This is a genomic window from Paenibacillus shenyangensis, assembly GCF_000346635.1.
Lineage (GTDB): Bacteria > Bacillota > Bacilli > Paenibacillales > Paenibacillaceae > Saccharibacillus > Saccharibacillus dauci.
Map to the genome: position 1 here is coordinate 53,243 of NZ_AOIG01000017.1, position 14,429 is coordinate 67,671.

Genomic DNA, 14,429 nt, shown 5'->3' on the forward strand with positions numbered 1-14,429 from the left:
CACATAAACCGATGGAGGTCAGTATGAATACTAATCAATGGGCGATACGCACTGCCAGATCGATTATGGAGAGGACTCCCCGGCTGTATGAAGACCGGGGACACCGTGAAAAGTGGTCTTATGATTACGGCGTCATTCTCAAAGGATTCCAGCTGCTCTGGCAGCAGACTGGCGATTCGATCTATCTGCAATTTATCCGCGATAATATGGATCATTTTATTCAGGAAGATGGCAGCATTATGGGCTACCGCCAAGATGAATACAATATTGATCATATTAACAACGGCAAGCTTCTGTTCCTGCTATACCACGAAACCGGAGAAGAGAAGTACCGTCTTGCGGCATCACGGCTGCGTGAACAGCTGCAGAATCATCCCCGCACCTCGGAAGGGGCTTTCTGGCACAAGCAGATTTATCCGTATCAGATCTGGCTGGATGGGTTGTATATGGGATCGCCGTTCTATCTGGAATATCTGCAGAACTTTGAAAACAGCCAGGGAATCGATGATGTGACCCGCCAGTTTATCCTGTGCGAACGTCATACTCGTGATGCGAAGACAGGACTGCTCTACCATGCCTGGGATGAGCAAAAGGTACAGCCATGGTGTGATCCGGAGACTGGATTATCTCCGCACTTCTGGGGACGTTCACTGGGTTGGTTCTGTATGGCGCTGGTGGATGTGCTGGAGATTCTGCCTTCCTCCCATGCAGACTATTCAGAATTAAGCCGTATTCTGACGGATACGCTGACAGCGTTAAGAAATCATCAGGATCCCGTAGCAGGCGTATGGTATCAGATTGTGGATCAGCCGGAACGCAAAGGCAATTACCGGGAAGCTTCGGCGACAGCGATGATCGCATATACTATGGCCAAAGGAATTCGATTGGGCGTTTTGAGCACCGACTGGCAGTCTACACTGGATAAAGCTTATAACGGCATGATTGATGAATTCGTACTGACGACCAAGGAAGGCTGGGTCAATCTGAACAAAAACTGTCAGGTAGCCGGGCTGGGCGGTGCCGATCAGCGGGATGGCAGCTTTGCCTACTATATCAGTGAACCGATTGTAACCAATGATCAAAAGGGATTGGGTGCGTTCCTGCAGGCCTGTACCGAATACGAGCTGCTCGCGCAAAAGGAGAATATGGCTGCCGCCCCAACTAGCGGAGGTACAGCTGATGTCAGTCTATAATATAGCGGATTATGGAGCTTCCCGGGATTCCGGGAAATTGTCGACAGAGGCTATTGCTGCTGCAATCGAAGCAGCCAGTCAGAATGGCGGCGGAACGGTATATATTCCGGCAGGTACGTACCAGACCGGAGCAATCCGCATGAAAAGTCATATTGAACTGCATATCAGTCCGGGATCGGTGCTGTCCTTCAGCACCAATCCGGCTGATTATCCGGTCGTACAGTCCAGATGGGAGGGAGCCAGCAGGGAAGTATACAGCTCCTGCATCTATGGCGAACATCTGGAGAATGTATCGATTACCGGCAGTGGACTGCTGCTTGGTAATGGTCAGGTCTGGTGGGATCTATTCCGGCAGTCCCCCGAGCAGCTGCAATATCCGCGTCCCAAGCTGATCAGCTTCCATCATTGTCAGCGGCTGACCATACGGGATGTACGGATGCAGAATTCACCGAGCTGGACCGTTAATCCAATCTGCTGCTCTAATGTCACGATTGATAATCTGTCGATCCATAACCCGGCAGATTCACCGAATACGGATGGCATTAATCCCGAATCCTGTTCCAATGTACGGATCAGCAATTGTCATATCGATGTAGGTGATGACTGTATAACGATCAAGTCGGGTACCGAAGATGCCGCAGAGCGCATTCCCTGCGAGAATATTACAGTCACCAACTGCACCATTATGCACGGTCATGGCGGTGTAGTGATCGGCAGCGAGATGAGCGGTGATATCCGTAATGTGGTGATCAGTAACTGCATATTCAAGCAGACCGATCGCGGTATCCGTCTCAAGTCCAGACGCGGACGCGGCGGAACTGTCGAAGATATCCGGATCAGCAATATTGTAATGGAAGATGTCATCTGTCCGTTCATTATGAATCTATATTATTTCTGTGGTCCGCGTGGCAAGGACAAATATGTATGGGACAAGAATCCCTATCCGGTAACCGACGAGACGCCATGCTTCCGCCGGATTCATTTTGCCAATATTACGGCTCGTCGTGTACATGCTGCGGCTGGATTCCTGTATGGATTGGCAGAGCAGTACATATCGGAGATTACCTTTGCCAATATTGATATCTCGATGGCCGAGAATGCTACACCGGGCCGTCCGGCCATGATGGCAGGCATCGAAGAAATGAACAACCGGGGCTTTTACCTCGGCAATGTCCGGGATATCCGTTTCCAGCAGGTCACGATCGACAATCATGAAGGCCCTGCCTTTTATATCGAAAATGGAGAAGCCGTAGAAATTACAGACTGTCATTCCCGTCATACCGCCAAGCCCGAGCAGCTGGTACAACAGGTGACAGCCAAAGTAACAGCAGGAGGGCTCTAAGATGAAGACCAGAGATCAGCTAATCACCCTACTGGGTGATCTGCCGGAGCAGTACACGCTGGACAGCGAACTGCTTTGGCAGGAAGAGCGAGATGGCTACCGGCTGGAGACACTGCTGCTGGATCTCAATGGTATGGAAAAGGTATCAGCGTATGTAGCGGTTCCTTCCTCAGGGGAGGGACCTTTTCCATTGGTCATTTTCAATCACTCGCATGGTGGCGATTATACCAATGGTAAACGCGAATTCCTGCGCAGCAGTCCATATCTGCAGCAGACCTCATTTGCCGAAGTGTTAACCGGGATGGGCTATGCTGCCTGCTGTATTGATATGTGGTGCTTCAATGAACGTGGCGGCAGAACCGAGAGCGAGACGGTCAAGGAGATGCTCTGGAAAGGCCAGGTACTGTGGGGCATGATGATCCATGATAACCGCAGACTGCTGGACTATATGTGCAGCCGGCAAGATATCGATGCTTCGCGTATCGGTACGATCGGCATGTCGATGGGCGGACTAATGGCCTGGTGGCTGGCGGCACTGGATGAGCGTATCACAGTTACTGTGGATATTTGTGGTCAAGTGGATGCACAGACACTTGTAGATCGGCGCGGACTGGATCATCATGGCTTCTATTCCTATGTGCCGGGTCTGCTGAAATACTATTCCACATTCGATATCCAGCAATGGATTGCTCCGCGTCCCCGGATGAGTCTGGTAGGGCGTAATGACCGTTTATGTCCGGTAGATGGAGTGAAGCATCTGGCAAGCGGACTCCAGCAGATCTATGAGCAGGCAGGACATCCCGAACACTGGGTGCCGTTTATCGGCAGCGGCGGACATATGGAGACAGCCGAGATGAGATCGGCATGGATGTCGTTTCTGCAGAAATACCTATAAGAAGCATCAATACAATCAATTCACATACAGGATTATTATTCACATTTGTATAGAAAGGAACAGCCATGGACATTTTGGTGGGGCGACAGCCGTTTTGCGATTATCCAACTATTCAGGCGGCAGTGGATGCGCTGGATAACGTGGATGATCTGGAAAAGGAAGCACAGCAGCAGGGAGCCGGTCACCTTTTACGGGACACTGTGCAGTCTGCTGCAGCCAACAGGGAATCCGATACTTTTATGACCGGTAAATATGCAGCGGAGAATGGACAGCATAAGCCTGGATCCGAATATAGTGCCGCATCTCTGCCACCTATGGATACGATCCGTATTCTGGAAGGAACCTATGAGGAGTCTGTACAGATCTATCGTTCTAATCTGCGCATTATCGGACTCGGCAGAGTAGAGATTACAGCAGCACGGCATGCCATGGAAAAAGATGAGCATGGTGCGCCTATAGGTACCTTTGCGACGCCGACAGTCTTTTTGGGTGGGCGTAATCTGTTACTGGAGAACCTGACGATCACCAATTCTGCCGGACAAGGGGAAGGTATTGGACAGGCGGTAGCCGTGTATGCGCATTGTGATCGTACCGTATTCCGTGGATGTACGCTGCGGGGGCACCAGGATACACTATTCACCGGCCCACTGCCGCCCCATCCACGGGAACGCGCATCATTCGGTGGTATACCGATTCGTGAGCATCATAGCCAGTATCGCCAACTATACGAGCAGTGTTATATCGAAGGCACGGTTGATTTTATTTTTGGCGGAGCAACAGCTTACTTTGACCATTGCCAGATTCATAGTCTGCGTCATTATCGCAATCGATCCACTTATATCACAGCAGCTTCGACGCCGGAGCATCAATCTTATGGTTATGTTCTGTACCGCTGTTATCTGACAGGTGATCCCGGTATTGCGCCGGTCTATCTGGGTCGTCCATGGCGTGAATATGCACGTACCATTCTGGTGGAATGCCATCTGGGAGAACATATTCATCCAGATGGGTGGCATAACTGGGACAAGCCTGCCAACGAACAGACGGTAGTGTATCAGGAATATGATCCAATTCATGCAGAGCAGCTGCGTAACCATCGGGTGACATGGGCAGATTGTCTGATCGATGGATCAGAAGAATGGGCGAAGGACAGGATATTTGCCGGAGATCATTTCTGGAATTTCTAAAATCGGAAAGGAAGTGCTTTATGAAAGCAGCAGACACGACGATCGCAGAAACCACACAGCAGATGATTACCAATCCGATTCTGCGCGGATTCAATCCGGATCCATGTATTTTGCGGGTAGGTGAGATGTATTATATTGTAGTCTCGTCTTTTGAATGGCTGCCTGGGGTAAGGGTATATGAATCTCGCGACTTGGTAGAGTGGACCTATTGCACAGATGTTCTGACTGATCAGGTAGACCTGAGAGGCAATCCCAAAAACTGCAGCATCTGGGCGCCACAGCTAAGCTATCGGAATGATCGGTTCTATCTGCTCTATACCGATGTCAAAAGCACCAAAAGTCCTTTCAAAGATGATCACAATTATCTGATTACAGCCCCTGATATTCGTGGCCCCTGGTCCGAGCCGGTATATCTGAACAGCAGTGGATTTGATCCTTCTCTCTTTCATGATGACGATGGACGGAAATGGCTGCTTAACGCACTCTGGGATTACCGGATCACCGAAGGTAACAAATCCAGCGGGATTGTTATCCAGGAATATGATCATGAGCAGGGCAGACTGATCGGCGAGCCTGTCAAATTGTTTGACTGTACCCCGCTCAAGAAAACGGAAGCTCCGCATATTTATAAAAAGGATGGTTATTACTATCTGATCACAGCCGAGGGAGGTACCGGCAGCGGACATTCGGTGACAGTAGCACGCTCCAGAGAACTGCTTGGTCCGTATGAAGTCGATCCACATAATCCGATGATGACCTCCAGCAGTCATCCCGACTGGCCGCTGCAATGTGCAGGACACGGGAGTCTGGTCGAGACACCTGATGGAGAATGGTATATGGCTCACCTGTGTACCCGTCCGGTAGAAGGGCAGTATGCAATCCTGGGCAGAGAGACAGCTCTGCAGCAGGTGTACTGGGATGAGCAGGGATGGCTGCGTTTGACGGGTGGTGGTCATCTGCCTCATGTGCAAATTGCTGCTCCGCGCAGCTATCATACAGACCAATCAGCGGATACAACAGCCGATTTAAGAGAAGCTAATGGAGCTACAGCATCGACGGCTGCTAGCGACCCTGCTGCACAGGAGTCACAGTGGACATTCGAAGATTCCTTTGACAGTCAACAGTTGCGACCGGAGTGGAATACCCTGCGTATTCTGGCAGATGAGAGTTGGTGTGCTCTGACGGCAAGACCTGGCTATCTACGTTTGACAGCCGGTGAGTCAATCCAGACCCTGTTCCACCATCATCTGCTTGCCTTACGCCAGCAGGACAAGCATTTCCGTGCAGAGACCGCGCTTGATTATGATCCACAACAGTATTTGCAAATGGCCGGGCTGCTGCTTTATCTAAATGAAGACAATTATCTCTATGTGTATGTGAGCCGTGAAGACCATCGCAGGGTGATCCGTCTGATGAAGTGCGCTGCCGATCAGTTCAGTCTGCTCCCGGAATATATTGTAATTCCGGATCAAGGCATGGTTCATTTGGGTGTGGAGGTCCATGAGACGCAGGCACAATTCTATTATGGCATCGGTACAGCTTCTGAGCAGCTGGACTGGCAGCCACTGTATGCGCCGGAAAATATCCATTTTTTGTCGGGCGGCTTCACAGGCAATTTTGTAGGCATTGCTGCCCATGATATGTATCAATTCAGAGGAAGTCATGCGGATTTTAGTCATTTTCGCTATCAGGGACAGGATCGGTAAAGCAGACATTTTCGCTCAATCGACTTTGCTGTCCTGAACACAAACGGTAATTGGAATTAAAATAATAGGTATTATCCATCAAGACATATCTCTGGGTATGTCTTTTTGGCGTGCTTGTATTCAGTTTGTCCATATAAGATGAACAAGGCAAATAATAAAAAGTGTAACTTTTCGTTGCCTTGAAGTGTCTTTCTTTATATACACCTGTCTGCACATGGATCAGGGCACAGTCAGGAATAGCCACACAAGGAGGAAATAGAGATGAAAATCAACCATTTGTATACGATAGGACTGTCTGCGCTGCTGCTGAGTACAGTACTTACCGCATGCAGTGAAAAAGCGTCGGCGCCAGTTCCTGCACCACCTGCAGCAGATTCCGGTACAGCCGATCCTGCAGCATCGGACAAAGAGACCGGCAACACTAGCGGGGAACAATCCGGAGAAGCTGGTATGGAAGTACAACAGAACAATAGTGAATCTGCATCTGCCGAGCGTCCACAGACCCGGACTAATGAAATGCTGATTAATGGCGAACTGAGCAAGCATCGTGCCGTGTTGACAGAGGGAGATGGTTATTCACTGTATGTATATGAGGAGCTTCAATTAAAGAATAATCGTCTATTTTTGAAATCCAATCCTGAATACTATGCCGAGATTGAAACACTTCCGGCAGACTTCAACCTGGACGAACTCCGCCAACAGGGTAAAAAGGAGCTGGCTGCAACGAGTGAAGTACGGGAATACAGCGGTGATACCATCGGAGAACCGCTGACCAATGCACCTCTGTTCCTGCAAGCGGGTAATGAAAAGCTACTGAAAAATTATGTCGTTTGGGAACCGAAGGGAGAGCAAGGTTATATTTTCCGCATGAACCAACCAGTTGGAGAAGAAGGCGGATTGTTCAACCCGCTCGCTTACGATTCTCTTGCGAGTATTCAGGCAAAATAAAAAAATAGGGCACTTTGATCTCGCTATTTGTATAGCAATTCGGAATATATAATGGGACAATTAACGGCAGAACCTATAACTTGTTCTCCGGAATGGAAGACTGTCTGCTGTTTATTTTTTCATAATGAGTAGATCTTTATCAAAGTTTATTGCCTAATCTTTTTGCTTCTGTAGGTTACAATTGCCGACGGCTGCTGCTGTTGGCTTTTTTTGTATATAAAACTATGAATTACCTCAGTTTCTGCCGATAAATACATAATGAAGTGTAAGTTTTTTCCTTGTGTTCAAAATTGTGAACGAAAAACGTCGAACCGTGAAACTTTTTGAATATTTTTGAAGGAGAGTGATTGTTTTTTGTCAGCTTTGTGGTAGTATTAAAAGCAGTTGGAGGAATGAATATGCTTACAGAGGAACGCTACAATCTGATTATAGAGCGCTTACAGGAACGTGGTATCGTCAAATTGCAGGAGCTTGTTGATGTACTTGGAGCTTCTGAATCAACGATACGACGCGATTTGATCGACCTAGAAGGACGCCAGCTGCTCAAGCGTATCCATGGGGGCGCCACACTGCTGAATCAGAAAACGCAGGAACCCGGCATGGAAGAAAAAACATTCACAAACGTTCACCAAAAGAGTATAATTGCCCGGTTGGCTGCTTATGAGATTGAAGATGGCGAATGTGTCTATCTGGATGCAGGTACTACGACCCTGGCGATGATACCTTATATTGAAGCCAAGGATGTTACCGTAGTGACCAATGGTCTGTCTCATGTCGAAGCGCTTGTCAGCAAGCGAATTCGCAGCTATCTGCTTGGCGGTATGATGAAGATTCATACCAAGGCAGTGATCGGCAGTATGGCTTTGCAAAATATAGATAACTTCCGGTTTGACAAATGTTTTCTGGGAGCAAATGGTGTAGACGCGGATATGGGCTATACAACGCCTGATCCGGAAGAAGCCATGATCAAGCGTCGTGCTCACGAACTGGCTGCTCATACGTATGTGCTTGCTGATTCGAGCAAGATCGGCGAAGTTACTTTTGCCAAACTGCTGGATCTGGATGATGCTGTACTTATTACCGAATCGGTGCCGGAACATTCGCGCCCGACCATCATGAATAAAACTAAAATAATCGAGGGATAACTATGATATACACAGTGACACTCAACCCTTCTATCGATTACATCGTGGAAGTGGACGAACTCAAGCTTGGCGATTTGAATCGTATGAAACGTGATCTGAAGCTTCCCGGCGGAAAAGGAATCAATGTATCCCGTATCCTGAATCAACTCGGTGCGGATAATACAGCGATTGGATTCCTCGGCGGATTTACCGGTCGTTATATTGAAGACAAGCTGCAGCAGGATTCCATCAAGACAGATTTTGTTACAATTGCCGACGATACACGGATCAATGTCAAGCTCAAGCACGGCGACGAAACCGAGATCAATGGTCTGGGTCCTGCTATTACAGCAGCAGAAGCAGATCAGCTGGTGAGCAAATTGTCCACTCTTACCAAAGGTGATGTGCTCGTCTTGTCCGGTAGTGTACCACCTTCACTCGGCAGCGACTTCTATGATCGTCTGATCGAAGTTTGCCATCAGGCTGGTGCCGAGTTCGTAATTGATACGACAGGCAAGGCACTGCTGGAAGCTCTGCCGCATGGTCCGCTTCTCGTGAAGCCAAATCATCATGAGCTGGCTGAACTGTTTGGCGTAACGATCAGCACTCGTGAAGAAATCGTTACCTACGGACGCAAGCTGCTGGAAGCAGGAGCCAAAAACGTACTCATTTCCATGGCAGGCGAAGGGGCCTTGTTTATCACGGCTGACAAAGTCTATCATGCCAATGTTCCCAAGGGACAGGTGAAAAACTCGGTTGGTGCAGGCGATTCGATGATCGGTGGATTTGTCGGTACGCTAGTATTGAATGGTGATCCACTGGAAGCTTTCCGTACAGGAGTAGCCTCGGGCAGTGCGACTGCATTCTCCGATGATCTGGCCGATCGTGCCAAGATTGATGAACTATTGCCACAGGTAAGTATTAACAAAGTCTAAAAAGTATTCATATTAACATCTTCCGCCGCCTGTACAGCGGCAGAGGATGATTGACATTAAGGGAGTGTACACAATGAGAATTACAGACCTGATGATCAAAGAGGTCATGATCATGGACCTGCAGGCGGTAACAAAGGAAGCTGCTATTGATGAGCTGATCGCTAGCCTGACGTCCAGCGGCCGCATTAACGATCCGATCCTGTTCAAGGAAATGATCCTGAAACGTGAAGGGGAATCCAGTACGGGTATTGGCGGAGGCATCGCAATGCCGCATGCGAAGACCAGAGCAGTAAATGAACCAACGGTTGTATTTGCCAAAAGCCCGCGTGGCGTTGATTATGAATCCCTGGACGGCGAACCGGCGCATCTGTTCTTTATGATCGCAGCTCCGGAAGGCGCAGCGAACACACATCTGCGTACACTTGCCGCATTGTCCAAGCTGCTCATTGATAGCGATTTCATTGCCCAATTGATGAATACGCAGACACCGGATGAAGTCGCTACCCTGTTCGATGAGAAGCAGGCAGAAGCCGATGCGAAAGAAGAAGCGAAAAAAGCAGCGAAGGCTGCCAAAGAGGCGGAAGCGGCCAAAGCCAGCGAACAGCAGCAAGAAAATACACGCGAGCAGCAGGCAGGTGAGATGCTGACCGGCAATGCGGCAAGCCAGCCATTCGTTGTAGCCGTTACGGCATGTCCTACCGGTATCGCGCATACCTTTATGGCAGAAGATGCACTGATCAAAAAAGCCCAGGAAATGGGCGTGGAAATACGCGTAGAAACCAACGGTTCCGAAGGCGCACAAAACGTGCTGACTGAAGATGAGATTCGTCGCGCAAGCGGTGTTATCGTAGCAGCCGATAAAAAGGTCGAGATGGATCGATTTGACGGCAAACCTGTATTGCAAAGACCGGTAAGCGACGGTATCCGCAAAACCGAAGAACTGATTACCAAAGCCATGAAAGGTGATGCGCCAACATACCGCAGCTCGGGTGGTAAATCGTCTGGCGAAGCAGGAGCATCCCAGGAGAAAACAAGCGTAGGCAGCAAAATCTACAAAGACTTGATGAATGGTATCTCCCATATGCTGCCGTTCGTTGTCGGTGGTGGTATCCTGCTGGCAATCTCCTTCCTGATCGAGCAGACAGCCGGTGAGAACAATCCACTCTTCCAACTGCTGCAGACAATCGGTGGCGGAGAAGGCGCATTCTTCTTCCTGATTCCGATTCTGGCTGGTTTTATCGCAATGAGTATTGGTGATCGTCCGGCACTCATGCCTGGTATGGTCGGCGGTCTGATGGCCGTTCACTCCAATGCCGGTTTCCTTGGCGGTCTGGCTGCCGGTTTCCTGGCTGGTTATGTAGTTATTGGTCTTCGCAAGCTGCTGGCCGGTCTGCCCAAAGCCATTGACGGATTAAAACCGATTCTGCTGTACCCTGTACTGGGTCTGTTAATTACCGGTACAATTATGTTCTATCTATTCGATCCGATCTTCGGATGGATTAACACTTGGCTTGTTGATGTACTGAACAATCTGGGAACTGGTAATGCAATTATTCTCGGTCTGATCCTGGGCGGTATGATGTCAATCGATATGGGGGGACCTTTCAACAAGGCAGCCTATGCGTTTGCTATCGGTGTATTCACTTCCAGTGGCAATACAAATGGTCTGATGATGGCTGCTGTTATGGCAGGGGGTATGGTGCCTCCACTGGCAATTGCCCTGGCTACAACCTTCTTCAAAAATAAATTCACTGAGCAAGAACGCAAATCCGGTGTAACCAACTATGTACTCGGTCTGTCCTTCATCACCGAAGGTGCGATTCCATTCGCGGCAGCTGATCCGCTGCGCGTACTGACTTCATGTATTATTGGTTCTGCTGTAGCAGGCGGTCTGACCCAGTTCTGGCATATCAATCTGCCGGCTCCACACGGTGGTATCTTCGTAGCTGCCCTGGCGAACAACGGAAGTGGCAGCAATCTCGTAGCGGCAATGTTATTCCTGCTGGCAGTTATTATCGGTGCTGTTGTCTCTGCATTGGTGCTGGGTATCTGGAAAAAATCAGTACAGCAAAAAATGACTGAAACCAAGAAAACAGCTGCATAACACTAAAAAATAAAATCTCCCATACACCAATATCCGATTGGATAAAAGGTGCCGGGAGATTTTTTTTGTTCATTTTTAAAAAGGATGTTCCCGAACCAATTCGATAAAATGGCGGGCTGCCGCAGAAAGCGGCTCTTGACTGCGTGTGCAGACAGCAATCGTATTATGCAGCTGAACGTCATCTACATACACACGGCATAATTCGCCGCGTTTGACTCTTTCTCGCACAATCACGGAAGAGACAAAGTTGGCTCCATAACCGGCAATAACCGCTTCAATCGCTTCATACAGTCCATTGAACTGCAGTGTAATACGCGGTGCTGCCAGATTATAGGTGCGGCAAAGAGACAGTAGACGCTCGCGTGTAGAGCTGCCCTGTTCCCGCATCACAAAAGGCTGCTGCATCATCTCGGCCAGTGAAATATGCCGATCGGCAAACGGATGATCCGGCGCCACGACAAACCAAAGCTCATCCCGAAAAAGCTCCTCCATATCAATCCATTCATTGGCACGTTCTGGTACACCGCCGTAGATCGCCAGATCAACCTGCACATGGGTCAGCATATGCAATGCATCGGCCGAGTTGGTCGTATGAATGGTCAATTCCACATCTTCGTACTGCCGTTTGAAACGGGATAGCCAGCCCGGCAGCAGAAAGTGCGAGGGCAGATAAGTCGCTGCCAGAGTAATCTGTCCGGCGATCCCCTGTTCGTACTGCTCACAAAACTGCTCGATCTGCTGCTCTACTGCAAACAGCCGAGCCGCCATACTGGCAATATCTTTTCCAGCAGCTGTCAGGGCAATCCCGCGACCCATCGGCTGCAGCAGCTGAAGGCGGAGTTCTTTTTCCAGCTTTTTGATCTGAGCGGTAATCGCAGGCTGACTAATATTGAGCTGTTCAGCAGCGCGCGTCACATTACCGGTAGCTGCGATAGTATGGAATAAACGAAGTGCATGCAGATTCATTGGAGATACTCCTTTCCCTGGAAGACAATTATTGAGTATAACTACAGTCGCTGATCTATTAATCATAACCTATATATATGAATAATTAATAAAGATATATTATATTCATCATTTTACAAGCGTTATGCTGGTAGTAGAGATTAGAAGCATGGCAGGGAAAATGATCGGACTACTGTCCGGGCTGCTGATCTCGATCATAACAGTATAAGGGAGCGATTATTATGAGTATTGGATATTCGACAGATCATGAACAGCAGTGGAGCGAAGTAGACCATTATGTAGAGCAGAAATTGATTCCCATCGATCCGGTGATGCAGGAGGTACTGGACAATAATCATCAGGCAGATTTGCCGCCATTTGATGTGTCTCTGGTTCAGGGTCAGTTTTTGCAGTTGTTGATTCGCATGTCCGGCGCACGTCGTATACTGGAGATTGGTACACTGGGTGGGTACAGCACGATCTGGATGGCGCGTGCACTGCCGACAGACGGTAGAATTATCACCTTGGAGCTGGATCAGCATCATGCCGATACAGCGCGGGCCAATTTTGAGCTTGCCGGTGTTACCCCGCAGATCGAACTGAGACAGGGAGATGCGCTGGAGCAGCTGGCCCGGCTGGAGGAGGAACAGGTAGAGCCGTTTGATTTTATTTTCATCGATGCGGACAAACCGAATAATCCCCATTATCTGAAATGGGCACTGCACTTTTCCCGGCGGGGTACTGTTATTTTCGGCGATAATGTGATTCGTGAAGGAGAGATTATTAATCGTCACAGCAGTGATCCGCGTATCAAAGGGGTACGGACATTTTATGATATGCTGGCAGACGAACCGCGTATTACCGCTACAGCTATACAGACGTTGGGCAGAAAGGGTTATGACGGATTTATGATTGGGATTGTTAATGAAGATGTGCAGACACCAGTAGCAGATCTTGAATACAATATAAAATAAATCGTCTCGATTCTGTTATAGTGTATACCTTTCGATTCTGCCATAATGTATGTCTTATATGCTGCTGAACATACCGATGTACGACAAAAAACAAGCACTTCCCGAATTCTCCTGTCAGATACGATGGAGAACACTGGGAGGTGCTTGTTTATGCAAAGCCGATTAGCATATAGATAATTGCATTATGCCGTAGGCTCTTCGGTCGTTTCTTCAGCCGTCTGTACCTGTGGAGCTACACGAATCATAACTGCTGTAGGCTCGGATAGAACCTCCACGCCTTCATGAAGCTGCAGATCGGATACGAGCAGGCTATCGCCAATTTCCATACCACTGATGTCCACTTCAAAGGAACTCAGCAGTTTGTCGGGCATGCAACGCGTTTCGATTTCATACAATTCCGTTTGCAAGCTGCCGCCGGCTTTGACGCCTGCCGGTTCGCCGACGAAATGAATAGTAACCATAGAATCCATGGCAGCGTTCATATTCAACTGATGGAAGTCAATGTGGATAATTTTATTAGTCAAAGCATCCCGCTGGATATTCTGAATGACCACTGGCTTATTGCCAATCTCAGGAATACTGGCATTTAGAATAGCATGTCCATTTTCCTTGATCGCAAGCAGCAGAGCTTTCTCACCGACGCTGACAGAACGACTGCCAAATTCTTTACCGTATACGATCGCCGGGATTTTGCCTTCTTTTCTCAGGTTTTTGTTCTGGGATTTCTGTTCATGTGTGCGTGTGCTTAGTTCGATTAGATTACTCAATAGGTTGCCTCCTGGCATATGTTACAAGATGGTAGTTGGTTAAAAAAATGCCCATAAAAAAGACGGATTCAGAGATGTACATCATCGTTCCAATCCGCCGTATCTAATATGTGAATAGGTATGTTTGTACGTGTATGACTTCCTTAAGCTTAACACAGGTTTCGGAATTGTCAATTTTTATTACATAGTAGGTAAAATTAATTATCTTAATTGTTTACATAATATTATAAATGATTGACTTTCCAATAAATGGATGTTACAGTTTAGAATAATAAATATTGATTTTGTTTCTATATTCTTTACACATCT

At 48.3% G+C, this 14,429-nt stretch carries 12 protein-coding genes; 10 read left to right on the forward strand and 2 right to left on the reverse strand.

The window, feature by feature from the left end; genetic code table 11:
• Positions 1 to 23 precede the first annotated feature (23 nt).
• From H065_RS25990 to H065_RS0114480, 9 genes are all read left to right on the forward strand, one after another.
• Positions 24 to 1,193, forward strand: coding sequence for a glycoside hydrolase family 88/105 protein (locus H065_RS25990; protein WP_017813789.1), 1,170 nt, complete (start codon positions 24 to 26; stop codon positions 1,191 to 1,193).
• Complete coding sequence (locus tag H065_RS0114445) at positions 1,180 to 2,535, forward strand: glycoside hydrolase family 28 protein (protein WP_017813790.1); 1,356 nt, start codon at positions 1,180 to 1,182, stop codon at positions 2,533 to 2,535. The genes H065_RS25990 and H065_RS0114445 overlap by 14 nt, the downstream gene beginning before the upstream one ends.
• Position 2,536: 1 nt before the next feature.
• Complete coding sequence (locus tag H065_RS0114450) at positions 2,537 to 3,430, forward strand: dienelactone hydrolase family protein (protein ID WP_017813791.1); 894 nt, start codon at positions 2,537 to 2,539, stop codon at positions 3,428 to 3,430.
• A gap of 65 nt (positions 3,431 to 3,495) precedes the next feature.
• On the forward strand, positions 3,496 to 4,617 hold the full coding sequence (locus H065_RS0114455) for a pectinesterase family protein (RefSeq protein WP_017813792.1): 1,122 nt from the start codon (positions 3,496 to 3,498) through the stop codon (positions 4,615 to 4,617).
• A 20-nt stretch (positions 4,618 to 4,637) separates the two neighbouring features.
• The gene (locus H065_RS0114460; protein ID WP_017813793.1) at positions 4,638 to 6,323 is read left to right on the forward strand and encodes a glycoside hydrolase family 43 protein; all 1,686 of its coding nucleotides are present in this window, start codon (positions 4,638 to 4,640) and stop codon (positions 6,321 to 6,323) included.
• 261 nt (positions 6,324 to 6,584) lie between these two features.
• On the forward strand, positions 6,585 to 7,271 hold the full coding sequence (locus H065_RS25995; protein ID WP_017813794.1) for a DUF8580 domain-containing lipoprotein: 687 nt from the start codon (positions 6,585 to 6,587) through the stop codon (positions 7,269 to 7,271).
• Between the two features lie 398 nt (positions 7,272 to 7,669).
• Entirely contained in the window at positions 7,670 to 8,416 is a 747-nt protein-coding gene (locus H065_RS0114470) for a DeoR/GlpR family DNA-binding transcription regulator (RefSeq protein ID WP_026136244.1), read from the forward strand.
• A gap of 2 nt (positions 8,417 to 8,418) precedes the next feature.
• Positions 8,419 to 9,330 carry a 1-phosphofructokinase gene (gene pfkB / locus H065_RS0114475; protein ID WP_017813796.1) on the forward strand — a complete coding sequence of 304 codons (912 nt, stop codon included), beginning with the start codon at positions 8,419 to 8,421 and terminating at the stop codon, positions 9,328 to 9,330.
• A 73-nt stretch (positions 9,331 to 9,403) separates the two neighbouring features.
• Positions 9,404 to 11,434 carry a PTS fructose transporter subunit IIABC gene (locus tag H065_RS0114480; protein ID WP_017813797.1) on the forward strand — a complete coding sequence of 677 codons (2,031 nt, stop codon included), beginning with the start codon at positions 9,404 to 9,406 and terminating at the stop codon, positions 11,432 to 11,434.
• Between the two features lie 75 nt (positions 11,435 to 11,509).
• Here the strand turns inward: H065_RS0114480 and H065_RS0114485 are convergent, their stop codons facing one another.
• Positions 11,510 to 12,400, reverse strand: a complete 891-nt coding sequence (locus H065_RS0114485) for a LysR family transcriptional regulator (protein ID WP_017813798.1) — start codon at positions 12,398 to 12,400, stop codon at positions 11,510 to 11,512.
• A gap of 221 nt (positions 12,401 to 12,621) precedes the next feature.
• Here H065_RS0114485 and H065_RS0114490 point away from each other — a divergent pair, with 221 nt between their 5' ends.
• Positions 12,622 to 13,353, forward strand: coding sequence for an O-methyltransferase (locus tag H065_RS0114490; RefSeq protein ID WP_017813799.1), 732 nt, complete (start codon positions 12,622 to 12,624; stop codon positions 13,351 to 13,353).
• Between the two features lie 182 nt (positions 13,354 to 13,535).
• Here the strand turns inward: H065_RS0114490 and H065_RS26000 are convergent, their stop codons facing one another.
• Positions 13,536 to 14,120, reverse strand: coding sequence for a 50S ribosomal protein L25 (locus H065_RS26000; protein ID WP_017813800.1), 585 nt, complete (start codon positions 14,118 to 14,120; stop codon positions 13,536 to 13,538).
• Positions 14,121 to 14,429 lie beyond the last annotated feature (309 nt).